The organism is Wolbachia endosymbiont (group A) of Cydia strobilella (assembly GCF_964026745.1).
Taxonomy (GTDB): domain Bacteria; phylum Pseudomonadota; class Alphaproteobacteria; order Rickettsiales; family Anaplasmataceae; genus Wolbachia; species Wolbachia pipientis.
In genome coordinates this window covers 59179-83145 of the sequence record NZ_OZ034694.1, presented here as the reverse complement: position 1 = coordinate 83145, position 23967 = coordinate 59179, and the positions used below count along the sequence as shown (strand labels likewise).

Sequence of the window (23967 nt, the reverse complement as noted above, 5' to 3'; positions counted from 1 at the left end):
CTGTGTATTTTTGTTAAAAAAAATGTGTATAGATCATAATGTTGACACTGAGTCTTTATTTAAGTTAGCTGATCAAGAAAATCAGCAAGATAAAGAAAAAATTAAAAAATTTATTAAGTATTTTTATAGTTTTGTTTATAAAAGCGACCTAAAAGCCAATGATAAGTTTTTGCTATATATTGTAAACGATGCTTACAATTTTGTTTCTCAAAAAGAGAAAGATGAAAGTAAGTTAGTAGTAAGCAATATAGATGATATACCAGGAATAGAAGGCGATTTTACCACGATTAAGATAACAAACGATGATATGCCATTTTTGGTTGACTCCGTTATTGCAACTATTAAGTCGCACGATTTAACCATATGCTATTACAGCAACAGCATAATTAACATTAAAAGAAAAGATGGCCTAATAGACGAGATTTACTCTTTGGAAGAAAGCAATGGAGTCAAAGAGTCAGTCATATATGTAATTATCAAAGGTATAAGTGACAGCTTTGTTGATACATTAAAAGAATCTCTACAGAAAACGCTGAAAGCGGTTAATTGCGTTGTGAAAGATTGGCACTTAATGCTCAAGAAACTTGATGAGGCAAGTCTTTCTGTCATCCCAGCTGGGATCCAGGAAAAGGACACGTGGATTCCAGTGTCACGCACTGGAATGACACCAGACCGAAATCAAGAGCAAAAAGATTTTCTAGTTTGGTTAAAGAATAATAACTTCGTATTTCTAGGTTATCAAGAATATATTGCTGGTAAAGATGAAAAACTCGTCTGTGACAGCAAAAAGGACCTTGGCCTGATGAGAGTAGGTCAAAGTACGTTGATTCCTTCTGCAAACCTTGATTCCCTATACATATTGAGATCAGATCTAATCTCAATAGTCCATCGGCGTACATACATGAATTGTATAGGAGTAAAAGAATTTGATGACCAGGGTAATGTGGTAAAGGAACGGCGTTTTTTCGGGCTATTTACTTCTGTAGCGGAGGTCCAAGATATTAGAACTATTCCAATAATAAGAGATAAAGTTAAAGTTATAGAAAAAAATGCAGGGTTTGTAACCGGGGGCCACAATAACAAAGCTCTAATTTATATTTTACAAGTATTCTCATGTGATGAATTGTTCCAGTCTAATGAGGAAGAATTATTTCAAATTTGTACTTCTATTATGTCCCTTGCAATAAGACCAAGAGTCAAGTTATGCTTAAGAAGTAAGGGAGCGTTTACTAGTTGTATAGTGCTGATACCGATGCGTTGTGCTAGCTCCAGGCTAATGCTCAAGATAAGCAATATATTGAAGGATGAGATAAATGCAGAAAGTTCAGATATTTATAACCACCACATTATAAACGAATATGACTTAATGAAATTGCACGTGGTGCTAAAGGCTAAAAACGCTAGTGTTCCTGATGATGAAGTTTTGCGTATCGAAAACAAATTAAGGAACATTACGGAAAAATGGGAAGATCGTTTTATAGACAATTTATATAATACTTTTAGCACTGTTGAGGATATATTCATCCATTATTGCAAGGCATTTCCAATAAGCTATCAAGAGAGTTTCGAACCTCATGACGCATATTACGATATGAAAAAATTGGAGATAGTGAGGAAAAAAAGAGTTAGCGAGGTCGATTTAAGACTTACTCGTGACAATCTTAATTATCAATTAAAGGTTTACACTTCGAGCAATGGAGGTCTTGAATTATCGAAGATATTAAGAATTACTAAGAATTTGGGAGCTAAGATTCTATCTCATAATGGCTATTACATAGAAATTAACGGCGGAATATGGATACACCATTTTGTGTTGTCAAGAGTCGATGAATTAATAGACAACATTACTCTAAAAGAGCAATTTGAAATAACACTTGCGAAAGTGTTTAGCAAGGAAATTAAAAATGACTATTTCAATAGTTTGATCATTATTGCTGGGCTCAAGTGGAAAGAAGTGCTTCTGGTTAGAGCGTTAAGTGCTTACCTAAAGCAGACGTCATTTAACTACAATCCAGAATATATCCAAAAGGTAGTCTCAGAGCATCCAAAAATAGTAAAGTATTTGATACAACTATTTCATGCAAGATTTGATCCTAACATAGACATTGATAGAGCAGAAACTACGGACATTGTCAGAGAAAAAATTGAGGAACTTCTAAAAGAGATCAGCAATGTTTCACATGATTACGTTTTGCGCTCGATATTTAACTTGATAATGGCTATTTTAAGGACCAGTTATTATCAAGACGATAAACCATATTTATCTACAAAATTTGACTCAAGTAAAATAAATGGTTTACCTGATCCTCGTCCGTATCGTGAATTGTATATTTATTCAAACCTTTTTGAGGGAATACATCTAAGAGGAGGGAAATTAGCCCGTGGTGGCTTAAGGTGGTCGGATAGGACGGAAGATTTTCGCACTGAAGTTTTGGGGCTCATGAAAGCTCAGATGACAAAAAATGCGGTTATTGTCCCTGTTGGTGCAAAGGGTGGGTTTGTAATAAAGCAAGCTTATAAAGATAAGAATATTTTAAGAGAGAAAAGTGTTGAGTGCTATAAGAGTTTTATCAGAGGAATGCTTGATATTACTGATAACGTGGTTGATGGTAAAATAATTCCACCAGAGAATGTGATTAGGTATGATGAAGATGATCCATATCTCGTGGTTGCTGCTGATAAAGGAACTGCTTCATTTTCTGATTATGCCAACCAGATAGCCTCTGAATATAACTTTTGGCTTGGCGATGCATTTGCATCTGGTGGATCAGTAGGTTACGACCATAAGAAAATGGGTATTACAGCAAGAGGTGCATGGATTGCAGCACAAAGGCATTTTTGGAAAATGAATAAGGATATTTACCAGGATGCAACTGTTATTGGAATTGGAGATATGGCTGGCGATCTATTTGGAAACGGTATGCTGCTTTCAAAAAATATACATTTAATCGGCGCATTTAACCATATGCATATTTTTGTTGACCCAAATCCTGATGCAGAAAAGAGTTTCACAGAACGTAAACGTCTCTTTAAGTTACCATTTTCAACCTGGATGGATTATAACAAAGATTTGATCTCTCAGGGTGGCGGGGTATTTGAGCGTAGCAGCAAGCAAGTAAATCTTTCTCAAGAAATGAAAAAATGCTTTGATATAACAGAAGATATGCTACCTCCAAGTGATTTGATTAGATATCTGTTGAAAGCAAAAGTGGACTTCATATGGAATGGAGGAATTGGCACGTTTGTTAAGGCAAAGAGTGAAAATCATAGCATGGTCGGTGACAAAGCAAACGATGAGCTGAGAGTAAATGGTAAGGATATTAGAGCTTCTATGTTTATAGAGGGTGGAAATCTTGGTTGTACACAGCTTGGAAGAATAGAATATGCTGAAAGAGGTGGATATATCAATGCAGATTTTGTTGATAATTCAGCCGGAGTGATATGTTCAGACCTTGAAGTTAACATTAAGATTGCATTTGTTTCAGCTATGAAAGCAGGGGGTATTTCTTTAGAAAAAAGGAATGAAATACTGGCAAGTATGGTGGATGAAGTTGCATCCAAAGTGCTTGAGAACCACAACAAAATTGAAACAAAAGCATTACTTCTTGAGTGTTTGCAAGCTAAAGAGAGATTGGAGCAGCACCACAGGTTACTGCTCAGTTTAGAAAAATCTGGGCTGTTAAACCGAAGCGTAGAATTTCTTCCAACTGAAGAAGAGATAGCAAGGATGTTAACTGGTGCAGAAGGTTTCAGTTCTCCTCAGCTCTCTGTTCTAATGTCTTATGCTAGAACAGCAATAAAAAATGAAATTATACATTCCGATCTGTCTGAAAAAGATCTTATATCTCATGACTACTTGCTAGGTTATTTTCCTAAAAAGATGGTAACAAAGTTTAAGGATTTCATATTAAAACACCAACTTCGTAGAGAAATTATCTCCACTTGCATTGCAAATGATGTTGTAAATAGGATGGGCTGTATATTTATTAATAATTTAGTTGAGAATACTGGAATTAAGGTACACGAAGCAGTTAACATATATATCGTTGTTAACCACCTATATGATTTAAATAACCTGTGGCAGAAAATTGATGAATTGGATGGAAAAATTGATATTAACTCATACTTGCAAATAGTGAGAAATGTGCAGAAATTTATTGGCAGAGTATCGTTTTGGTTAGTAAAAAATCTTAGCTTTGTAGAATTGGATGATGTTACAAAATTTAAAGATGCAATTGAAACTTTAGGCCATGATGTTTTAGATGAACACCTGTTAAAGGTCTATAATCATGGATACACTTCTTTAGTGGAACTTAATATAGATAAAGATCTAGCAAAAAAAATTGCTGACCTGTGCGTTCTTACTTATGCACTGGATATTATATCTGTTGCTGAACAGACATCTTTGTCCATTCTTGATGCTGGTAAAATATACTTTGAGTTAAAGTCGCTGTTAAGATTCGATCTGATTAGAACAATTGCCATCAAGATGAAAAGCCGCTCTTCTTATTGGGATCGCAGCTTAGTTAATGATTTATTGGACGATTTAAGCAATTACCATCACAAGCTAGCTGTTAAAGTCATAAAAGCTACTGATAACCCCGAAGATAAGGTTCAAACCTGGGCTTGTAATGATAAGGACTACATAGAACGTTATAATAGTTTTTTAGATGAGATGGTTGCTTCTAAACTTGATTTAAGCAAATTAATATTTATAATCAGAAGGATTAAAGTACTTGCTTCATAGGAAAATGTTCAATATAGGTCTTTCAGAAATTTTAGTTGTAGCTTTAGTGAGCATAATTGTTCTTGATAAAAATAAGGTGCCTGTATTTATTGATCTTATTAGGAATGTGTATAAGTATCTTATGATTATAAAATCAAAAGCTAGGAGGTTATTGAAAGATGCAGGAGTTGAAGACTTATATAAAGAATGTAATGCTGAGAAAGTAAATTACATAATTGGTAAAAATGGTAAGCTTTATCCTACTTATGATATAGATAATACATCTAAAGATAATGACAGCAAAGATTCTGGTAGTAGATGATGTACTATCTAATGTCAAGCTTTTAGAAGCTCGACTAAAAGCAGAGTACTATACGGTTATCGTAGCTCATGATGGTGAAGAAGCTATAGATTTAGTAGCAAAGCAGCAGCCCGATATTATATTACTTGATATCATGATGCCAAAGATGAATGGCTTTGAAGTTTGTAAGGAGCTAAAGAGTGATCCCTTGACAACCCATATTCCAATAATTATGGTAACTGCGCTGCATGACACTCATGATAGAGTGCAAGGTATTAATGCTGGCGCGGATGATTTTCTGACTAAACCAATAAACGAAACTGCTTTATCTGCAAGGATCAAGTCTCTCACGCGCTTAAAAATGATTATAGATGAATTGCGTTTAAGAGGAGAAACTAACGCTGAGATTGGTGGGGTCGCAGGAAACAGTATTATGGATTATTCCAATCAGATTTTTGATGCTAACATACTTGTTATAGATGAGGATGTTCATCAAGCAGAGCAGATATATAATATATTAAAGCAACGCTTTAGGTCAATTAAAATACTGAGTGATCCAATGGAAGCATTGAAGGTTGGTATTGAGAATGGTTACGACCTGATCATTTCTGATATGCAATTTTCAAAAACTGACGGCTTGCGTTTGTGTTCTGAGTTTCGTAGTAAGGTGGAAACACGTTATACACCAATTCTGATTCTTTCTGAGGATTATGATAAAAACAATTTAGTAAAAGCACTTGATGTAGGTGCTAATGATTATTTAACAGTACCTTTGGATGAGGGTGAGCTAATAGCAAGGGTTAATTCGCAAGTAAAACGCAAAAGATATCAAGATGCCTTGAGAATGAATTTATTTAATAATGCGGAAATGTCTATAAAGGACCCATTAACTAACTGTTATAATAGAAGATATTTTGATGCACACTTAAGAAACATTGTTAAGGACTCTGTGGAAAAGGATAGAAGGTTGTCTCTTATGATACTTGATATAGACTATTTTAAGATAGTGAATGACAGTTTTGGGCATAGTGCTGGAGATGAACTTTTAAAGCAAATACAGAAAAGAATTTCTGAAAATATCAGAGTGACAGATTTACTAGCTAGGTTTGGTGGTGAGGAGTTTGTTGTTGTAATGCCAGATACCAATGTATCAGATGCGTATACTATTGCGGAGAGAATACGAAAAATTATTGCTAAAGAACCTTTTATACTTGCGGATAAAAATACAACCCATAATGTAACTGTGAGTACTGGAATTGCAGAAATGCAAGGATCTGACTTTGATGATATTAAAAAATTTATAGTACGTGCTGACAGATATCTATATAAAGCAAAAAACAGTGGTAGGAATAGAGTGGTTACTGGCTATAGCTAAAGTGGCTTAAGTTTGCCGACAACCGTCATTCCGCTACTCGTTAGCGGAATCTATACCGCGAATGAATCGCGGTATGACGGTTCGCGGCAGCATGACGATAAGGTTTATACCTTGTCATTCCAGTGCTTGACACTGGAATCCAGTTTTCCATATAATCTCATCGAAAACGTTGTAACCACTTTCCATGCTAGTTTGCTTGTTCACAAGCAAACTTTTCTGGATCCCAGTGTCTGGGCACTGGGATGACATCATAGGGGCGCTGGGATGACACCCTGACAACCGTCGTCCCGCTGCTTGTTAGCTGGATCTATGCTAAGAGATACCGTGAATAAATCACGGTATGACGGTTCGCGGTGGCATGACGATAAGTTCGTCATCCCGCTACTTGTTAGCTGGATCTATGCTAAGAGATACCGCGAATGAATCGCGGTATGACGTAGGACTGCTAAGATTAAAGCGACAACATGAGGTTTCTCAGCTCTGGAAATTTCACGTTTAACTGCAAAAATAGATACTTATTTAAAAAATATCCTGTGACTTTCAGTCCTAACTGAAATTCTTGGAATGAGTAGCTGTTTTGTAAGTTATTATTGTATACATCATGCAACATTTGTGGAAAAGGTAGGAGTTTATCTGCATAATAGTCTCCTACTTTTTTTGACACTGCTCTACCAGTTTTTGGAGAAATAAATTGCAGATTTTCCTTAACACCTGTTATAGCGCATTTTGATAAGTCTAACTTGAATCCCAATTGCGTAAGAAGCAGAAGCTCTAAGTTAAGGTAATGGCTTTGCCAAGACTGATTGTTGTGTTTAATTACATCGATGAAATATCGAAAATTGTCATACAGCATGGCACAGGGTTCACTTTCTGGAAGCACTTTTTCTAAAATAGAGGAGAAAGAAACAATAGTAATGCTTTTTAACCTATCTTGAAAAAAATGATGGAATGGAGATTCGATTAATTCGCACTTAAAAAAACCTAGATTTTCAGGTAACTTAGCACTCCATTCTGCATGTAATAGATTACTTATCTGAAACTTATAATTGCTATTGTTTGTTAGCTTAGTTAATCCCCTGCGCTTTCCATGATTTTTTGTAAACAGAGAAAGAATTAAGTTTTTATCGCCGTATTTTTTAGCAGCTATAATGATGCCTTCATCTTTCCATCTCATTTAGAGTGTATTGACCGTATGATATATAGGATAGTGCACCTAGAGCGTGTAATCCATAAAAATCACTTACTCCGTTACTGTTTGCTTCCAAAGTTTCAAGGCTATGAGAGAGTAAGTTATTGGCTGCCACCCTTCTTCCTGAGCCTGATGCATTTCATACTGAGCTTTTGGTTTGCTAAATAATTGTTTGAATGATTTTAGTAACATTACTTTTCCTCGTCTGAAATTTTGGATAATTCAGCTTCTAATTCTTCTATCGTCGGTAAAGCTGTTTTTATGTTCTCTGGTAGATTTTCAGTTATTCGATATTCTGCTAGCCCTATTGGCTTGTTCATGTCTCGGAGTGTATATTTAGCAAGTACATCGTCTTTAGATTTACATAAGATTAACCCTATAGAAGGTTGATCTGTCGAGTGCTTCAGTAAATCATCAACTGCAGAAAGATAAAAATTCATTTTACCAGCATATTCCGGCTTAAAATCCTTATCTTTTAGTTCAATCACTACGAAGCAACGTAACTTTAAATGATAGAATAATAAATCAATATAAAAGTCTTTATTACCAACATCTAAATGAAATTGTCTACCAACAAATGCAAATCCTTCACCGAGTTCTAACAGAAATTTTTCCATATGCCCTACGAGTCCTTTTTCTACTTCTCTTTCATGAGCATCCTTACCTATACTTAAAAAATCAAAAATATACGGATCTTTTAATGTGTAATGTGCTAGATCGGATTGTGGAGATGGTAATTTTTCTTTAAAATTAGTTATTGCTTTTCCTTGACGTTTATGTAGTCCAAGTTCTATCTGCATCACCATAATGTTACGTGACCAGCCATGTTCAATAGCTTTTTTTACATAAAATAATCTTATTTCATGACTTTCTATTTTTTCCAAAAGAGTGATATTGTGATACCAAGTTAATTGTGCAAGAGGCTCCTGCACAAATTCAACATCAGGATATTCTTCGGCAAACTTACGCATATACTTCAGATTTCTCATGCTAAAGCCTTTCATTTCTGGAAATGTACTTCTCAAATCCTTACTTAATTGATCAATTACCTTAGCTCCCCAGGTATGTTCTTTTTGGCGTTTTAGGATCTCTGTACCAATATGGTGGTAAAGCAAAATAAGCTTACTATTTACTGCAAGTGCTGCTTTATAACGGTTTGTTGCAATATGATCCTTCAATTGCTCTAAAAATTCTGTATATTCTTTTGCTATAATTTTTGTCATACGGTTCCTTTTAATCCATTATACAATTCCTTTGTCTGTCGAGAAGACAATCTTCCGCTTGCCTTCAGCTTTGAAGGGATTCCTTATTGACTTCAAACTCGTCCATCAACTAAAATATATTGACTTTACGTGCAATATTAGCTTTAAACCAGTAAAACAAGCTGCTTAACATATGCGTTTTTTCTATTCGAATTATATTCTTTTTTTGTCTTTATGTTGTTTTTTGCTTTTTTCGTTATCTTCAACAAAAGCCCAAACGAATGATACGTTAGCTGTTCCTATACCACAAAGGAAAAAAGAAATAGTTGAGCACACTGTTGTAGCACAACCGAGGCAAATTATCGAAATGCAAGAAGAAGTCATTATTAACGAGGGTAAAGAATTCATTCCAATTCCAAAAAGAAAAAAAAGTGTAGAGAAAAAACTAAGAAGGGATGTTAGAGGGGCAAAAAATGAAATAGGAAACGAAAAAAGCGTTGAGAGCAAAAAGGATGAATTAGTTGTAACAGAAATTATTAACTCTATAAGAGACAAGCTCACAAAATGCTGGAGCATTCCTGAAAGCATAGCTTACAAAGAAAATTTTAATATAAAAATTAACTTATTGTTATCCAGTCAAGGCGAGATAATTATGGCGGATGTAGCAGACAGTGATTCCTATCGAAATAATCCACTTTTCAGGTCGATAGCAGATAATGCAATGCGTGCAGTATATAAATGTAGCCCATTGACCGGCTTGCCTACTCAGCACCACCACATTTGGCGTGAAGTAACACTAGATTTTATTCTATAGCTAAAGTAATTCTATAATTTAATAAGCCCACTGTATCCGTTCAGGATAGCAGCAAGGTAGTATAACCATAGAGTAAAAGTGAGTTTACAACAAATGGTGTCATCCCAGTGCTTGACACTGGGATGGCTTTGTTGCATCGCTACTTATGAAAGGCTAACTATAATTAGGATTATAAGCAACTTATTGAAAATCTTGTTTTTTTGCAATCAATCTGATCAAATTTAAGAATAGTAATTTGTTATTTATATTAATAAATTTAATTCTATTGAAAATAGCTAAAGCATTGAAATTCTTGAATTTTAGCCAGATTAGTGAGTGGTAGTGAAATTTCTTTTACTCAAATTTAGGTATTCACTGACCGTTCTTGTTATAAATACCAGAATAATAAGCTACTGATATTCTCCACCTTTTTTATCTTTAATCCATCATAGCTAGCGATGCAACAAAGCCCACTGGGATCCAGTTTTCTTTACAAATTCACCAAAAGTGCTTCATTCTATAACGCAAAACCCATACTTACCAAACCCAATGCATTACTTGCAATTAAGTTTCCTGGATCCAAGTAGTCTGGGCACTGCCGTCATAAAGGAACTAGTGTCAGCTACTTTCATGACACCCTTCTGGTAGGCCCAAATCGCAATGTTCGTACAGTTATGGAATGAACCGCGGTATGACGTAGGAAGATCTGAGCAAACTTTCAATCAGAAACAGCCAAAGATCTCTCTAAGATGTCAGTTTCTTTTGTATCTTCAACTTTACCGTCCTGGTCGAATGAAATTTGCAGAGACTTACTACTATACTTCCTTTTTCCTAAAAAATTGGCTTGTTTAATTTTATATGAGACATAGTACCAAACATTGTCATCGAACTTTGATACTAATGTTGGTGATCCTAAAGTGTGAACCACTTTTTCTTTATCGTCACCTACTTTTATCTTGCTCCACAATTCAACACTAATGCCAGGAGCTCCGTGATTGTGAATAGTGTGAGTGCAGCTCACTGTAAATAATAAAATAAAAGATATTAATACTCGCATTTCTGTTGATAAATTACTTGAAGCTATAATACACTAATAAATTATCTGCCGTCAAATTTCAAAAAAGTTAAATTGACTGATTCTCAATATCACTTAATATAATATTTACTTTAGAAAATCATAGGTGTCTTATGTCATTGTTAGAAGCAGATCCAATATACAAACCTTTTAATTACCCTTGGGCGTATGATGCGTGGCTGCAGCAACAAAGAATCCATTGGATACCTGAAGAAGTTCCGCTCGCTGATGACGTGAAGGATTGGAAAGCTAAACTTTCAAGTGTAGAAAAAAATCTACTAACCCAGATCTTTAGATTTTTTACTCAGGCAGACATTGAAGTAAATAACTGCTACATGAGGCATTATTCAAATATATTTAAGCCAACAGAAATATGCATGATGCTTGCAAGCTTTTCCAATATGGAAACCATACACATTGCAGCTTATTCTTATCTTTTAGACACAATTGGCATGCCAGAAAGTGAGTATCAAGCATTTTTAAAGTATGATGCTATGAGAAAGAAATATGAATATATGTTGGAATTCGAGGAAAGCAAAAAACACGATAAAAAACATGTAGCTAAAACTCTAGCAGTGTTTGGTGCATTCACTGAAGGGTTGCAGTTATTTGCATCATTTGCAATTTTGCTCAATTTCCAACGTTTTGGAAAAATGAAAGGAATGGGGCAGATAATCGCCTGGTCAGCCCGTGATGAAACTTTGCACACCAATTCAATTATCATGTTATTTAATACATTTATTAAAGAGAATAATGAAATTTGGGACAACGAGTTTAAAGAGGAATTATATTCTGCATGTCGCACCATCGTTGAACTTGAGGACGAATTCATAAAGCTTGCCTTTGATTTAGGAGATGTTGAAGGACTATCCGCAGAAGAAGTGCGCAATTACATACGCTACGTAGCAAACAGACGGTTAATGCAATTAGGTCTTGAGTCCATATATGATGTCAATGATAATCCTATTCCGTGGCTTGATGAAATACTAAATGGCGTTGAACATACGAATTTCTTTGAAAATAGAGTAACAGAGTATAGCCGCGCAGCAACTCAAGGCACGTGGGAAGAAGCTTTTACTGAAAATGACACGAATAATAAGTGAATGCTAATTTCACTCTTTTTTGTCATTCCACTTTCATTACACCATTTGCTGTGCAGTTTAGACAGTTTTGCTTTACTTAACAACTAACTTACCATATATATGTCCATAGGACATTGGTATATAAGAACGTGCTACAACTATTAATCTTACTCACGGTCATCACTTCAGCTGCATTCTTTGGTCATTTAGTTCCAATGGAAGTAAAAACCTTCTTGTACTCAACGAGCCTTAGTATAAAAGAGGTTTTGCTATTTATAATGCCTTTTATTATTTTTGCGTTAATCTTTAGCAGTGTTAACAATCTTAAGCAGTCAGCTATAAAGTTCATATTGTTACTTATTATAATGATCTTCTTATCGAATCTGGCTTCAAGTTTAATAGCTTATTCTGTTGGGCATTTTATCATACAAAACACTTATTCAATACAAGATATAACGTATGAAGAAACAATTGTTCCCTTATGGTCGTTTAGACTGCCTGCATTGCTTTCTAATTTTTATGCCCTTGCTTGTGGATTTGTGTCCAGCATAGTAGTGTCCACACTGCTACCCAAAAAAAGCAGAGAGCTTTCGAACAAAATGTTAGATTTAACTCTCTTTATTTTGAAGACGTTTTTGACGCCGATTATTCCAATATTTGTACTTGGGCTTGCTTTAAAAATGCAGCATGATCAAGTTTTATCTATAATATTTAAGGATTACTCAATAATTTTCATTATTATAGCATCTGCAACCTACCTTTATGTTTTCCTCTTATATGGAGCAGCAAATTCATTCAAGATCACAAGCTGGATAGCTAGTATAGGCAATATGATACCGGCATTTATTACTGCAATGAGCACAATGTCTAGTAATGCAACTATGCCGCTTACTCTTGAAGGAAGCAAAAAAAATGTAAAGCAACCTGACATAGCATCGTCTGTTGTGCCAATAACTGCTAGCTTTCATTTAGTAGGTGATTGCTTTTTTATTATAATATTATCAATGATAATTGCCTCCGGTTATTCATTGTGCACAACAGACTATGTAACTTTCCTTCTCTATTTTTTGTTATTTAAGTTTGCTATCGTGGCAGTTCCGGCAGGAGGAATTATGGTAATGCTACCTATTCTTGAGAAATACCTCAAATTTTCTCCAGAAATGCTTTCGTTAATCACAGCACTGTATATAGTGTTTGATCCAATAATCACTTCAGCAAACGTTATGGGTAATGGTGCCTTTGCTATAATGTTTACAAAACTCTATGATAAGCTTAAGTAATGTCTATTTTAGCGATTGATACTGTAGGTATTGGTAGTTCAATAGCAATAGTTGATTATGATGGTAACTGTTTTGTAGAGCACAATTCCGCCAGCAACAATCATGCAGAATCATTTTTTCAAATTCTGAATACTTTGTTTGATAAGCACAACTATAATTATGATAAAATAGATCATTTAGTGGTAGTAGTTGGACCAGGAAGTTTCACTGGAATTAGAGTTGGTATATCAGCTGCACAAGGTATAAATCTTGCTACAAATAAGCCATTATACGGAGTTAGTGCGCTGGAAGTTCAAGCCTACGCAATATCTTTGCTTTGTACGAATAACAAAAAAAATATCAGAGCTATAGTCAAAAATGCTCAAGGGTTTTATACGCAGTTATTTGATTTCAATTTATTGCCACTATCTGCACCTGGATCCCAGTGTCACGCTACAAGCAGTACACATATGGATTGCAATTTAAATGCTAGCCATGCAGGGCTATTAGTCCGTTATAGATTAGAGAACAAGCAAAAATTAAATGAAGTTGAAGCTCTATATTTAAATGAGCCTCAGTATATGAAATCATTATAGACTATTCTTTCGCGTACATGCAATGTTACTAAGCTTGTGCATCTGGTTTACTATCTCTTGAGCTACTTCTTTTATACTCATATCTGAATTTTCTATCTCTATGGCACTTGGTGGTATAAATAAATCGTCAGTCCTAAATTTCTCTACAATGCTATTTAGATTAATCACCTTCCTATTTTTTCTTTGCCTTTTTAATGCAATACGCTTTTGTAATGTCGGTAGATCACACCTAAGTACCACAGGAAGGATTTCTGTGTTCATTTTTTTACTAAGCCTTACTATTGAATCATACATCCTCATGTTCTGGTCATTATTTTCCATCAACTTATCAATAAATATGTAATTTTTTGAGTGAATCGGATAATTTTCTATTACCTGAAGCATAATTTGCATAATGCCATATATTCTATCTTGAACTTCTTTAGGTATTTGATCACGTTCAAAGACACCATCGTATATAGAGCAAGCTTGAACATTGTTATAGAACTTACTATTTACAATTAATGCGTTTATCATATTAGATAATTCTATTGCTGTGGAAAGTTTACCACTTCCCGAAAGACCAGAGAGATATATGAAAAATCCTGCTGGCTGTTTTTTTGTGTTAATATTTACCATATTACTTTCAATCTTGAAACTTACATTTATAATAACATAAAAATGAAGCTTTAAAACATATGAAATATTATATAGAAAATTATTTTTGTAGTTAAGATATTATGTAATTTAAAAACATAAATTCTGTATATAAACTCTATAATAACGATAACTATTTTTAAGCAAGCTACAACACAAAAGTGTTTGGTATTCAGAAAGCAAGACAGAGTGGCATAGACTTATTAGTTTACTACAAGTCTCTTTTCGCGTATAAACCTTCAGAAGATTCTAACAGAGGATTGTGTTGTTAACAAAGAGCAGAGTAAAAAGGGATCTAGTCTATGCCTATCAGATTTTGTCCTACCTTAAGTTCGATGATCATACATATACTCACCTTTCAGTGCGTTCTGAAGATCAAAAGTCGTTTTATATTTATCCGTTTGGTATGCGTTTTGATGAAGTAGATGAACGTTCGTTAATGAAAGTATCATTTGATGGAGATGTAATTGAAGGCAAAGAATATCAATATAATAGAACTGGCTATATAATTCATGGTTTTGTTTATCAAGCAAGGAAAGATATTCAAGCAATTTTTCACTTGCATACACCTTCTATTGTAGCGGTTTCTTCTCTCAAAGATGGGCTGCTTCCTATAAGTCAATGGGCACTGCACTTTTACAATAAAATCTCTTACCATAATTATAATTCCCTAGCACTTAGCGATACAGAAGGAAAGAGGTTAATAGCTGATCTGAAAGAAAATTTTGTCATGTTAATGCGTAATCATGGATCTATAACGTGTGGTCGGACTATACAAGAAGCAATGTTTTACTCGTATCATTTAGAACAAGCGTGCAAAACTCAATGTTTAACGTTAGCAATGAATAAGGAGTTATCAATTCCAAGTGAAGAAATTTGCTCAAAAGCTGTAAAGGATCTCCTATCTTTTGAAAGCAATCTTGGTGAGAGGGATTGGCACGCATGGGTTAGACTAATTAAAAGTAAGTTGTAAGAGACTTTCGCACTACTATCTGTCATCCAAGTAGTGACCTTACCCAGAAAAAGTAGAGAGAAAGTTAAGACGTTTTTGGAGTAAAATAAAACGTTTTTTCAAAATATGACAAATAGAAGAGAATATACAGCAGAATTCAAATTAGAAGCTGTTAAGCTGGTTAAAGAAACAGGTCAAGCAAGTACAAAAATAGCAAAAGATCTAGGTATAGATGGCAGTATGTTAAGTAAGAAAATATGATGGAAAAATGTCTGGAGCATACGCATTTCCAGGCAAAGGCTCCTTATAACAAAGAAAGATTTGATCTAAAAAAAGAACTAACAAGAGAAAGAGACATCTTAAAAAAAGCCCTGGGCAAAGAAAAAGAGTAAAGTATTCTTTTATATAGAAATTGCTATAAAACACAGGAACTATGTAGGGTTTTGTACTGGTGGTATTGGTTGCTAAGGAAAAAAGCAGTAAAGAATTAGCAAAAGAAGGGCTTCTAGCAGATATTCAAAAAATAATCAAGCTTCTAAATGCAGATATGGAGCCCCTAAAATTCACGCTGAATTAAAAGCTTTAGGCAAAAATTAAAACAGTACAAAGTGTTATGCAAGAAAATGGCATTAAAGCCAAGTTTAGACGAAGGTTCAAAAATAAAAAACAGCAAATAAGCAACCGAGTTGTGGCTCCGAACACATTGGATCAAAATTTTACTACTGATCAGCCAAATAAAGTTTGGGATTACCTACATAAAAACTAAAGAAGGTTGTTGGCGGCAATAATTGACCTATATTCACGCATGGTGGTTAATGAGTAACATGATAATTAGTTATAGATTCTTTATTGATGGCCGTTGATAAACGCAAACCCGATAAAAATCTGCTGTTACATAGCGATCAAGGGTCACAGTATACCTCTCAAAATTACCAATTTCTATTGAATACAAAAAACATCATTTCCAGCATGAGCCATAAGGGCTGTTGTTACGATAACTCTGTTGCAGAAAAGTTCACTTAAAAGGGAGCTGCTTATTGATACTTCTCGCTCAACAAACCAGAACTACCATATTTGAATACATAGAAATCTTTTATAACAAATAACGTAGACATTCTACTATTAACTATTGCATTCCTGCACAATTTATTCTCATGATAAAAACGTCTTAACTTTCTCTCTACTTTTTCTGGGTAAGGTCAATTTGGGTCTGCACCATTTTTGAGTAATAGTTTTACTTCTTGTGCATTACCATCTTCTACAGCTAGGAATAATTGTTCTTCCTGTGTTTTTACGCGTGTTTCCACATTAGATATAAAAAATAACAATACTAAACATGCAATACCAATAATGCTAATATATTTTATAACTTTTCTCATAAGATATTTTACAATGCTTCTAATAATATTAGATATCATCTATAAAATTAAAAAATCCATGAAAGGGGATGAAAATATGTAAAAAAGTATTATTGATTAATTAAAAACAGATTTTGATTTGATAATACTAATAAAATCGATTTATCTTAAATTTACGTTGATTTTTACCTGTTATTTTTTGTAGTTTATCCAACGTAAATTCCAGGTAAAACAAAGTCGTTATCTCCAACCGTTACAACCAACTCTCCTTCTTTAATTTTTATTTGATTAGGTGTATGGTCCCATACCATCACACTCTGGGATCATACACCTAAAGTACTCCGACACTGGGATGATACCCCGGGGTTTCTGGGATGACAAAAAAGAGCCCCCTGAGCAAAAATCTTATAGCCACTTGAATGATAATTGACTTTTTGCCTAAAATAACTAAGAAAGAAACTTCTCATCAAGATAACTTAAATATATACTAATTCTCTTATTTTTAAACGATTTCTCATCATGAATTGCACGATCAAAAACCTGAATTTGACTTGTTATAATGCTACAATTATTATTTGCAACTTCTAATACGCCACTATCAATTACAACCTTCTTTTCTGTTTGGTTACTCATTTTAACAGTAATCATACCAGGCAATAAATAAATTAAGTAAGGAGCATGGTGAGCTAAAATCATAAGCTCCCCTTCGAGCCCAGTTACTGAAAGAGAAACCACTCCACTGAATGAAATTTGATCATCAGGAGAGAAAAATTGCACTTTAAAAGTATTCATAATCTTTAACTTTTATTTAGCTTCAGCTTGTATTAATTCAGCCTTTTTTATTGCTTCATCTATATTCCCCACCATATAAAAAGCAGCCTCTGGTAAGTGATCATATTTGCCTTCAACAATCCCTTTAAAACTGGAAACAGTATCAGAAAGTGAAACAAATTTACCAGGCATGCCAGTAAATATTTCTGCAACGTGAAAAGGTTGAGAAAGAAATTTCTGAATCTTACGAGCCCTATCAACAATAATTTTATCTTCATCAGATAGCTCATCCATACCAAGTATTGCGATAATATCTTGCAGTGATTTATAAGTTTGCAATATACGTTTCACCTCAGAAGCTACATTATAATGTTCTTCACCAATGATTTCAGCAGATAAAGACTGAGAAGTTGAATCAAGTGGATCAACAGCAGGGTATATTCCCATTTCAGCTATTTGCCTTGACAACACTGTGGTTGCATCAAGGTGAGAGAATGTAGTTGCTGGGGCTGGATCAGTCAAATCGTCCGCAGGAACATATATAGCTTGCACAGAAGTAATAGAGCCAGAAGTTGTTGAAGCTATTCTTTCTTGCATTGCACCCATATCAGTTGCAAGGGTTGGCTGATAACCAACAGCTGACGGTATTCTTCCAAGTAAAGCAGAAATTTCAGAACCAGCTTGTGTAAATCTAAAGATATTATCCACAAAAAATAGAACATCTTGGTTTTCACGGTCACGAAAATACTCTGCCATAGTAAGTGCTGTTAAAGCAACTCTAGCCCTTGCTCCAGGAGGCTCATTCATCTGACCATAAACCAAAACAGCTTGAGATTTTTCATGCTCATTTATATTTATTACATTTGAAGTGATCATCTCGTGATAAAGATCGTTACCTTCACGCGTTCTCTCCCCTACCCCGGCAAACACAGAAAATCCTTTATGAGCTTTTGCTATATTATTAATTAATTCCATTATTAGGACTGTTTTACCAACACCGGCTCCACCAAATAAGCCAATTTTTCCTCCTTTAAGATAAGGTGCAAGAAGATCTATAACTTTTATTCCCGTAACTAAAACTTCTTCCTGTATTCTCTGTTCAGTAAAACTTGGAGGTGCTCTGTGTATAGGCTCTAAGTTATACTTTCCCTTCAGTGGACCACACTCATCTATAAGCTCTCCAACAACATTAAAAATCCTTCCTAAAGTTGAACGCCCAATTGGCACCGATATTGGTGCACCTGTATCAACAAATTCATCCCCCCTTGACATGCCATCTGTGCTATCCATAGCAATACAACGAACTATATTGTCACCTATATGCTGCGAAACTTCTAAAACCAGCTCCTTATCCTTATATTTTAGTTTGCTTTTTAAAGCATTAAATATTTTAGGCAATTCACCTTCAAATTTTATATCAACAACTGCTTGAGTTACCTTAATCGCTCTACCTATATTCATCTCTTTATTTTTATCACCTAACACTATAATTCCATAAAAGAACTTCTAAAGAAAATAAATTTTATATTATTAATAGAAATTTTGCAACATTAAAACGCTTACTAGTTACGCTTCATTACAAACAATGCAAATGCATTTAATAGCCAAGTAATAATAAACAATACTAAACTAAGCGCATAAGCAGCAAGAGTTTGTACACTATTGAAATCCTGATCTCCGGTAAGTAATGTAGCGATCTGCACGGTAATGGTAGTAACTGAATTAAGAGGGTTAAAAGTCAAATTTGCGTTGATTCCCACAGCCATTAGCACAATCATTGTTTCACCTATCACTCTTGAAATTGACAATAAAATTGCACTTAAAATTGTAGGCATTGCATAAGGTATTGTTATATGCCATATAGTTTCCGCTGGAGTTGCACCAAGTGCCATGAAGCCATAACGCAAGCTTTTTGGAACAGATCTTATGGCATCTTCGAGTAAAGAAATAATAAAAGGAAGAATCATTATCCCAATCGATAAACCGGCAACTAAGGCACTTTCTGAGTGTATACTTAAACCAAAAAAATTTGCTACCTGCTTTATAAAGAAAGACAAAAACACAACCGCGAAATATCCATATACAACCGTAGGAATAGCAGACAAAACTTGCAAAGTTGTATTAACAATATAACGCACTTTCTCACTCGCATATTCACTAATATATATTGCAGAAAATAAACCAAGCGGAACGACAACTAACATTGCTATAATAGTTATAAGTAATGTACCAACTAAAAGCGGCGCTATACCAAAACATCCTATCTTCTCTTCATTGATAGTGACTACATTGTGGCCCCATTTCAAGCAAAACAAGAATTCTGAAATAGCTACTTTATTAAAAAAACTAATGGATTGAATAAAAATAGACAGCATTATAAATAAAGTGATAAAAAATGATATGGCCAAAGCCACAAATAACGAAAGTTTTATTATCTTATTTCTTTTATTTTTAAAGATAAAAGCAAGCATGAAAAAAAGTAACGCTATAGAAATAAAAGTTACAAAACAATTATTATAGAATACTAACAACCAAGTTAGCATCCATACACAACTAAGATATAGATAAGATTTAACCTTATTTACTTCTTGAAACCTACTAAAACAAAATAAAAGGATTAGTAAGACAGGTATGACTATCACCGAATTCATTCTTCCATGCATCAAATTTTATTCTACGAAAATGTCATACAAGTTCACCATTATTTGACAATAAAGTAAAACAATTTAAAATAAATAATTATATTAATATAAAAACAATGAAGAGAACATTTCAACCAAAAAATTTGATAAGAAAGCGCAGACACGGATTTCGTTCACGTATGGCAACAAGAGCTGGAAGAAAAATCCTTAATAGGCGCCGTTCATTAGGGTATAACAAATTATGCGCATAGTAAGTATAAAAAAAAAGATTTTTCTTCTGCTTTCAAAAATAAGTTAGCACTCAACAGTCTTTTTTATCGTGGGCTTTATATATCACTGTACGCTATAAAAGAAAGAGAACCTGAAAAGTACATTCATACTATTAGAGTAGGTCTGGCTATCAGTAAAAAAACCGGAAAAGCAGCAAAAAGAAATAAAATAAAAAGGCAACTACGAATGCTTGCTAAAATTAGCATTTTAAATATAAGTAATATAGGGCACTACTACATAATACTAACTCATAGAAACATTATGCAAGCAAGTTATAAAAATTTACAAAAAGATCTAACTATTTGCTTAAAAAAGATAAAATAAAAAAAATCTCAATTAAGGTATTTACAACTATATTTTTTATGATAGTATAGGTAAAATTTTTAAAAATAGTTAATGGGTGTGGTGAATGGTAGAGCATATAAAAGAGGTAAATAACACAGGCTTTGGTCAGATGTATCAATTCTTATTTCTTCCTAAAGGAACAGGAACAGATTGGAGGTCAGCATTTCGCCAACAAGAAGAATTATTTAAAAAAGTGGGAGGTAATGTAATATTACCAGAAATCAGTAATTCTCCTTCAAAAGGGAATCAATTAGGGGAAGTAGGAACAATGCTAAATAATGTAGAAAATGACCAAGAACATATAAGAAAAAAAAGATATCGTAGTTAAAGTAAAAACTTAAAGAATAGTAACAAAACAAGAAAGTTAAAATATAAGTATACCTACTGTCTAATTAACAAAGAAATTTTTATAAACTTGGCGGCGACCTACTCTCCCTTTTCAAGTACCATCAGCGCTAAAAAGTTTCACTTCCGAGTTCGAGATGAGATCGGGTGGTTCATTTTTGCTATAGCCACCAAGTCAATAAAAATTTCTAACTTAACAATTTTAACTTAATATTTAACACTGCATACACACATATAGAAAGCAAATAAATCAATCAGGCTATTAGTACTAGTTAGCTTCACATGTTACCATGCTTCCACACCTAGCCTATCAACGTGGTAGTCTTCCACGGCCTTAATTGGGAAATCTTTTTGAAGAGGGTTTCTTGCTTATATGCTTTCAGCAATTATCCCATCTATACATAGCCACCCAGCGATGCTATTGGCATAACAGCTGGTACACCAGAGGTATATCCATCTCGGTCCTCTCGTACTAGAGTCAGACCTTCTCAAATTTCCTTCACCCACGGCAGATAGAAACCGAACTGTCTCACGACGTTCTAAACCCAACTCACGTATCACTTTAATCGGCGAACAGCCGAACCCTTGGGACCTTCTTCAGCCCCAGGATGTGATGAGTCGACATCGAGGTGCCAAACGGTGTCGTCGCTATGAACGCTCGAACACCATCAGCCTGTTATCCCCGGCGTACCTTTTATCCGTTGAGCGATGACCCTTCCATACAGAATCACCGGATCACTATGACCGACTTTCGTCTCTGCTTGGCTTGTCAGCCTCGCAGTCAGGCAAGCTTATGCCATTATACTATCAAGCTGATTTCCGACCAGCTCTAGCTTACCTTCGCACGCCTCCGTTACTTTTTAGGAGGCGACCGCCCCAGTCAAACTACCCACCATACAATGTCCTAGTTCCAGATAATGAAACATAGTTAGATATCAAAAGTGTAAAGGGTGGTATCTCAAGGTTGACTCCATTATAGCTAGCGCCATAACTTCAAAGTCTCCCACCTATCCTGCACATCACACTTTTAATAGCAATGTAAAGCTATAGTAAAGGTGCACGGGGTCTCTTCGTCTAACCGCGGGTACCCCGCATCTGCACGGGGAATTCAATTTCGCTGAAGTGATGTTGGAGACAGTGGAGAAATCGTTACGCCATTCGTGCGGGTCGGAACTTACCCGACAAGGAATTTCGCTACCTTAGGACCGTCAGTGTTACGGCCGCCGTTTACTGGGGCTTCAATTCGGAGCTTGCACCCTTCCTATTAACCTTCCAGCACCGGGCAGGCGTCAGACCCTATACTTCCACTTACGTGTTTGCAGAGTCCTGTGTTTTTAGTAAACAGTCGCTACTCCCTATTTTGTGCCACCTACTCATAGTTGCCTAAAAGCAGGTTACCCTTCTTCCGAAGTTACAGGTATAATTTGCCGAGTTCCTTCAACATCATTCTTTCAACACCTTAGTATACTCTACTCATCCACCAGTGTCGGTTTGCGGTACGGCCTCATAAATATAAGTGCTATTTCCTGGAGCTTCTTTTAAGCATAGATCAATCCAATAAGATCTATACAAATACGAAACCCGTCACACTTAAGAGGTTTAGGAATATTAACCTAATTGCCATCGACTACTCCTTTACGGACTCGCCTTAGGAACCGACTAACCCTACGCAGATTAACTTAACGTAGGAACCCTTAGATTTTTGGTGAGAGTGTTTTTCACACTCTTTTACGCTACTTATGTCAGCATTCTCACTTCCGATATCTCCAGCAGTTTTCACAAACCACCTTCACAGACTTACGGAACGCTCCGCTACCGCGCCTATTGATCGAAATCAATAAGCACTCACATCTTCGGTATACAGCTTTAGCCCCGGTACATTTTCGGCGCAGAAAAACTTATTTAGACAAGTGAGCTGTTACGCTTTCTTTAAAGGATGGCTGCTTCCAAGCCAACCTCCTAGCTGTAATGGTTTTTCTACTTCCTTCCCCACTTAGCTGTAATTTTGGGACCTTAGATAGTGATCTGGGTTGTTTCCCTCTTCACCACGGACTTAGCACCCGTAGTGTGCCTGCTGTATAATTAATTGTTGGTATTCGGAGTTTAGTTAGATTTGGTAAGACGGTGAATCCCCCTAGTCTATCCAGTGCTCTACCCCCAACAACATACATACAACGCTCTACCTAAATAGATTTCGCGGAGAACCAGCTATTTCCAAGTTTGATTGGCCTTTCACCCCTAATCACAACTCATCCAATAATGTTGCAACATTAACTGGTTCGATCCTCCAGTGTGTTTTACCACACCTTCAATCTGGTCATGACTAGATCACTTGGTTTCGGGTCTAATCCATAAAACTAAAACGCCCTATTCAGACTTGCTTTCGCTACGCCTACACCTAACGGCTTAAGCTTGCTTCATAGATTAACTCGCTGACCCATTATGCAAAAGGTACGCTGTCACTCTAAATATCAATAAATTGATATAGAGCTCCAACTGTTTGTAAGCACTTGATTTCAGATTCTATTTCACTCCCCTCCCGGGGTTCTTTTCACCTTTCCCTCACGGTACTTGTCCACTATCGGTCGTTAAGGAGTATTTAGGCTTGGAGGATGGTCCCCCCATATTCAAACAGGATTTCACGTGCCCCGCTCTACTCAAGGATTTAAAAACTTTCTACTTATACAGGACTATCACCTTCTATGGTTACTATTTCCAGAGTATTCTAATTCTTATTCTTAAATCACTAGCCTTTTCCGCTTTCGCTCGTCACTACTAACAGAATCTCGGTTGATTTCTTTTCCTTTGGCTACTTAGATATTTCAGTTCACCAAGTTTGCTTTACATACTTAGTACGTAATAACTAGCTAAACTAGTTGGGTTTCCCCATTCGGAAATCTGCGGATCAAAATTTGTTGACGATTCCCCACAGCTTATCGCAGCCTGCCACGTCCTTCATCGCCTCTTAACGCCAAGGCATCCATCAAGTGCTCTTAATAATTTATTTATCCGACTATATGCAGAATATGCAGAGTTAAATATTATTAAAA

The 23967-nt window shown here is 35.2% G+C and carries 26 protein-coding genes and 2 rRNA genes; 16 read left to right on the top strand and 12 right to left on the bottom strand.

Annotation, left to right across the window (positions count from 1 at the left end; genetic code table 11):
- Positions 1–22: 22 nt before the first annotated feature.
- From AAGD76_RS00440 to AAGD76_RS00430, 3 genes are read left to right on the top strand one after another with little or no spacing between them, the layout of a single operon-like run.
- Complete coding sequence (locus AAGD76_RS00440; protein WP_341820545.1) at positions 23–4747, top strand: NAD-glutamate dehydrogenase; 4725 nt, start codon at positions 23–25, stop codon at positions 4745–4747.
- A gap of 4 nt (positions 4748–4751) precedes the next feature.
- Entirely contained in the window at positions 4752–5048 is a 297-nt protein-coding gene (locus tag AAGD76_RS00435) for a hypothetical protein (RefSeq protein ID WP_038250226.1), read from the top strand.
- Positions 5020–6402: a PleD family two-component system response regulator gene (locus AAGD76_RS00430; RefSeq protein ID WP_341820156.1), complete on the top strand. Its 1383-nt coding sequence runs from the start codon at positions 5020–5022 to the stop codon at positions 6400–6402. Before AAGD76_RS00435 ends, AAGD76_RS00430 begins: the two co-directional genes overlap by 29 nt.
- 114 nt (positions 6403–6516) lie before the next feature.
- Here AAGD76_RS00430 and AAGD76_RS00425 read toward each other — a convergent pair whose 3' ends face one another.
- The 4 genes from AAGD76_RS00425 to AAGD76_RS00410 all read right to left on the bottom strand — a co-directional run bounded on the left by AAGD76_RS00425 (position 6517) and on the right by AAGD76_RS00410 (position 8814).
- On the bottom strand, positions 6517–6681 hold the full coding sequence (locus AAGD76_RS00425) for a hypothetical protein (protein ID WP_010962440.1): 165 nt from the start codon (positions 6679–6681) through the stop codon (positions 6517–6519).
- Positions 6682–6853: 172 nt separating this feature from the next.
- Positions 6854–7576 carry a DNA repair protein RecO gene (recO, locus tag AAGD76_RS00420; RefSeq protein WP_264374151.1) on the bottom strand — a complete coding sequence of 241 codons (723 nt, stop codon included), beginning with the start codon at positions 7574–7576 and terminating at the stop codon, positions 6854–6856.
- Entirely contained in the window at positions 7560–7706 is a 147-nt protein-coding gene (locus AAGD76_RS00415; RefSeq protein ID WP_007548499.1) for a hypothetical protein, read from the bottom strand. The genes recO and AAGD76_RS00415 overlap by 17 nt, the downstream gene beginning before the upstream one ends.
- A gap of 76 nt (positions 7707–7782) precedes the next feature.
- A complete protein-coding gene (locus AAGD76_RS00410) occupies positions 7783–8814 on the bottom strand; it encodes a YhcG family protein (RefSeq protein WP_038199734.1) in 1032 nt (343 codons plus the stop codon).
- A 172-nt stretch (positions 8815–8986) separates the two neighbouring features.
- Between AAGD76_RS00410 and AAGD76_RS00405 the strand changes: the two genes are divergently transcribed.
- The 3 genes from AAGD76_RS00405 to AAGD76_RS00395 all read left to right on the top strand — a co-directional run bounded on the left by AAGD76_RS00405 (position 8987) and on the right by AAGD76_RS00395 (position 10173).
- The gene (locus AAGD76_RS00405) at positions 8987–9607 is read left to right on the top strand and encodes a hypothetical protein (RefSeq protein ID WP_022626225.1); all 621 of its coding nucleotides are present in this window, start codon (positions 8987–8989) and stop codon (positions 9605–9607) included.
- Between the two features lie 78 nt (positions 9608–9685).
- Complete coding sequence (locus AAGD76_RS00400) at positions 9686–9832, top strand: hypothetical protein (RefSeq protein ID WP_190321161.1); 147 nt, start codon at positions 9686–9688, stop codon at positions 9830–9832.
- Positions 9833–10044: 212 nt separating this feature from the next.
- Complete coding sequence (locus tag AAGD76_RS00395) at positions 10045–10173, top strand: hypothetical protein (protein ID WP_255325705.1); 129 nt, start codon at positions 10045–10047, stop codon at positions 10171–10173.
- Positions 10174–10304: 131 nt separating this feature from the next.
- Here the strand turns inward: AAGD76_RS00395 and AAGD76_RS00390 are convergent, their stop codons facing one another.
- A complete protein-coding gene (locus tag AAGD76_RS00390; protein WP_006279908.1) occupies positions 10305–10643 on the bottom strand; it encodes an outer membrane protein assembly factor BamE in 339 nt (112 codons plus the stop codon).
- A 131-nt stretch (positions 10644–10774) separates the two neighbouring features.
- Between AAGD76_RS00390 and AAGD76_RS00385 the strand changes: the two genes are divergently transcribed.
- The 3 genes from AAGD76_RS00385 to tsaB all read left to right on the top strand — a co-directional run bounded on the left by AAGD76_RS00385 (position 10775) and on the right by tsaB (position 13598).
- On the top strand, positions 10775–11764 hold the full coding sequence (locus AAGD76_RS00385) for a ribonucleotide-diphosphate reductase subunit beta (protein ID WP_341820155.1): 990 nt from the start codon (positions 10775–10777) through the stop codon (positions 11762–11764).
- A 128-nt stretch (positions 11765–11892) separates the two neighbouring features.
- Positions 11893–13023, top strand: a complete 1131-nt coding sequence (locus AAGD76_RS00380) for a cation:dicarboxylate symporter family transporter (protein WP_006280118.1) — start codon at positions 11893–11895, stop codon at positions 13021–13023.
- Positions 13023–13598 (top strand): tRNA (adenosine(37)-N6)-threonylcarbamoyltransferase complex dimerization subunit type 1 TsaB, encoded by a 576-nt coding sequence (gene tsaB / locus AAGD76_RS00375; RefSeq protein ID WP_010962437.1) that lies wholly within the window; start codon positions 13023–13025, stop codon positions 13596–13598. The genes AAGD76_RS00380 and tsaB overlap by 1 nt, the downstream gene beginning before the upstream one ends.
- On the opposite strand, the gene AAGD76_RS00370 is transcribed toward tsaB, so the two are convergent.
- Positions 13593–14216 carry a hypothetical protein gene (locus AAGD76_RS00370; RefSeq protein WP_341820154.1) on the bottom strand — a complete coding sequence of 208 codons (624 nt, stop codon included), beginning with the start codon at positions 14214–14216 and terminating at the stop codon, positions 13593–13595. The two genes, tsaB and AAGD76_RS00370, sit on opposite strands and share 6 nt — an antisense overlap.
- 280 nt (positions 14217–14496) lie before the next feature.
- Here AAGD76_RS00370 and AAGD76_RS00365 point away from each other — a divergent pair, with 280 nt between their 5' ends.
- From AAGD76_RS00365 to AAGD76_RS06385, 4 genes are all read left to right on the top strand, one after another.
- A complete protein-coding gene (locus AAGD76_RS00365) occupies positions 14497–15207 on the top strand; it encodes a class II aldolase/adducin family protein (protein ID WP_010082280.1) in 711 nt (236 codons plus the stop codon).
- Between the two features lie 105 nt (positions 15208–15312).
- A complete protein-coding gene (locus AAGD76_RS00360) occupies positions 15313–15447 on the top strand; it encodes an IS3 family transposase (RefSeq protein ID WP_007548354.1) in 135 nt (44 codons plus the stop codon).
- Positions 15444–15578 (top strand): hypothetical protein, encoded by a 135-nt coding sequence (locus AAGD76_RS00355; protein ID WP_007548353.1) that lies wholly within the window; start codon positions 15444–15446, stop codon positions 15576–15578. The genes AAGD76_RS00360 and AAGD76_RS00355 overlap by 4 nt, the downstream gene beginning before the upstream one ends.
- Before the next feature lie 445 nt (positions 15579–16023).
- Entirely contained in the window at positions 16024–16209 is a 186-nt protein-coding gene (locus AAGD76_RS06385) for a DDE-type integrase/transposase/recombinase (RefSeq protein WP_338062968.1), read from the top strand.
- 176 nt (positions 16210–16385) lie between these two features.
- On the opposite strand, the gene AAGD76_RS00350 is transcribed toward AAGD76_RS06385, so the two are convergent.
- The 4 genes from AAGD76_RS00350 to pstC form a co-directional block, all read right to left on the bottom strand.
- On the bottom strand, positions 16386–16565 hold the full coding sequence (locus tag AAGD76_RS00350; protein WP_223823054.1) for an ankyrin repeat domain-containing protein: 180 nt from the start codon (positions 16563–16565) through the stop codon (positions 16386–16388).
- A gap of 426 nt (positions 16566–16991) precedes the next feature.
- Positions 16992–17336, bottom strand: a complete 345-nt coding sequence (locus tag AAGD76_RS00345; protein ID WP_006279902.1) for a F0F1 ATP synthase subunit epsilon — start codon at positions 17334–17336, stop codon at positions 16992–16994.
- Positions 17337–17348: 12 nt separating this feature from the next.
- Positions 17349–18776, bottom strand: coding sequence for a F0F1 ATP synthase subunit beta (gene atpD / locus AAGD76_RS00340; RefSeq protein WP_010962432.1), 1428 nt, complete (start codon positions 18774–18776; stop codon positions 17349–17351).
- Positions 18777–18877: 101 nt separating this feature from the next.
- Positions 18878–19729, bottom strand: coding sequence for a phosphate ABC transporter permease subunit PstC (gene pstC / locus AAGD76_RS00335; RefSeq protein WP_236515219.1), 852 nt, complete (start codon positions 19727–19729; stop codon positions 18878–18880).
- Between the two features lie 344 nt (positions 19730–20073).
- Here pstC and rpmH point away from each other — a divergent pair, with 344 nt between their 5' ends.
- The 3 genes from rpmH (at position 20074) to AAGD76_RS00320 (ending at position 20900) form a co-directional block, all read left to right on the top strand.
- The gene (gene rpmH / locus AAGD76_RS00330; RefSeq protein ID WP_341820153.1) at positions 20074–20208 is read left to right on the top strand and encodes a 50S ribosomal protein L34; all 135 of its coding nucleotides are present in this window, start codon (positions 20074–20076) and stop codon (positions 20206–20208) included.
- Entirely contained in the window at positions 20189–20551 is a 363-nt protein-coding gene (gene rnpA / locus AAGD76_RS00325; protein WP_341820544.1) for a ribonuclease P protein component, read from the top strand. Before rpmH ends, rnpA begins: the two co-directional genes overlap by 20 nt.
- Positions 20552–20636: 85 nt before the next feature.
- On the top strand, positions 20637–20900 hold the full coding sequence (locus AAGD76_RS00320; RefSeq protein ID WP_077188558.1) for a hypothetical protein: 264 nt from the start codon (positions 20637–20639) through the stop codon (positions 20898–20900).
- 85 nt (positions 20901–20985) lie between these two features.
- Here AAGD76_RS00320 and rrf read toward each other — a convergent pair.
- Positions 20986–21092, bottom strand: a 5S ribosomal RNA gene (gene rrf, locus AAGD76_RS00315).
- 66 nt (positions 21093–21158) lie between these two features.
- Positions 21159–23924 (bottom strand): 23S ribosomal RNA (locus AAGD76_RS00310).
- Between the last annotated feature and the right edge of the window lie 43 nt (positions 23925–23967).

Coding starts and splice junctions, on each gene's coding strand:
- recO (WP_264374151.1), bottom strand. CDS start 7,576: ATGAGATGGAAAGATGAAGGCATCATTATAGCTGCTAAAAAATACGGC.
- AAGD76_RS00345 (WP_006279902.1), bottom strand. CDS start 17,336: ATGAATACTTTTAAAGTGCAATTTTTCTCTCCTGATGATCAAATTTCA.
- AAGD76_RS00370 (WP_341820154.1), bottom strand. CDS start 14,216: ATGGTAAATATTAACACAAAAAAACAGCCAGCAGGATTTTTCATATAT.
- atpD (WP_010962432.1), bottom strand. CDS start 18,776: ATGAATATAGGTAGAGCGATTAAGGTAACTCAAGCAGTTGTTGATATA.
- AAGD76_RS00440 (WP_341820545.1), top strand. CDS start 23: ATGTGTATAGATCATAATGTTGACACTGAGTCTTTATTTAAGTTAGCT.
- AAGD76_RS00320 (WP_077188558.1), top strand. CDS start 20,637: ATGGTAGAGCATATAAAAGAGGTAAATAACACAGGCTTTGGTCAGATG.
- AAGD76_RS00360 (WP_007548354.1), top strand. CDS start 15,313: ATGACAAATAGAAGAGAATATACAGCAGAATTCAAATTAGAAGCTGTT.
- tsaB (WP_010962437.1), top strand. CDS start 13,023: ATGTCTATTTTAGCGATTGATACTGTAGGTATTGGTAGTTCAATAGCA.
- AAGD76_RS00385 (WP_341820155.1), top strand. CDS start 10,775: ATGTCATTGTTAGAAGCAGATCCAATATACAAACCTTTTAATTACCCT.
- AAGD76_RS00355 (WP_007548353.1), top strand. CDS start 15,444: ATGATGGAAAAATGTCTGGAGCATACGCATTTCCAGGCAAAGGCTCCT.
- AAGD76_RS00435 (WP_038250226.1), top strand. CDS start 4,752: ATGTTCAATATAGGTCTTTCAGAAATTTTAGTTGTAGCTTTAGTGAGC.
- AAGD76_RS00395 (WP_255325705.1), top strand. CDS start 10,045: ATGCAACAAAGCCCACTGGGATCCAGTTTTCTTTACAAATTCACCAAA.
- AAGD76_RS00350 (WP_223823054.1), bottom strand. CDS start 16,565: ATGAGAAAAGTTATAAAATATATTAGCATTATTGGTATTGCATGTTTA.
- AAGD76_RS00405 (WP_022626225.1), top strand. CDS start 8,987: ATGCGTTTTTTCTATTCGAATTATATTCTTTTTTTGTCTTTATGTTGT.
- AAGD76_RS00430 (WP_341820156.1), top strand. CDS start 5,020: ATGACAGCAAAGATTCTGGTAGTAGATGATGTACTATCTAATGTCAAG.
- AAGD76_RS00410 (WP_038199734.1), bottom strand. CDS start 8,814: ATGACAAAAATTATAGCAAAAGAATATACAGAATTTTTAGAGCAATTG.
- AAGD76_RS00390 (WP_006279908.1), bottom strand. CDS start 10,643: ATGCGAGTATTAATATCTTTTATTTTATTATTTACAGTGAGCTGCACT.
- rpmH (WP_341820153.1), top strand. CDS start 20,074: ATGAAGAGAACATTTCAACCAAAAAATTTGATAAGAAAGCGCAGACAC.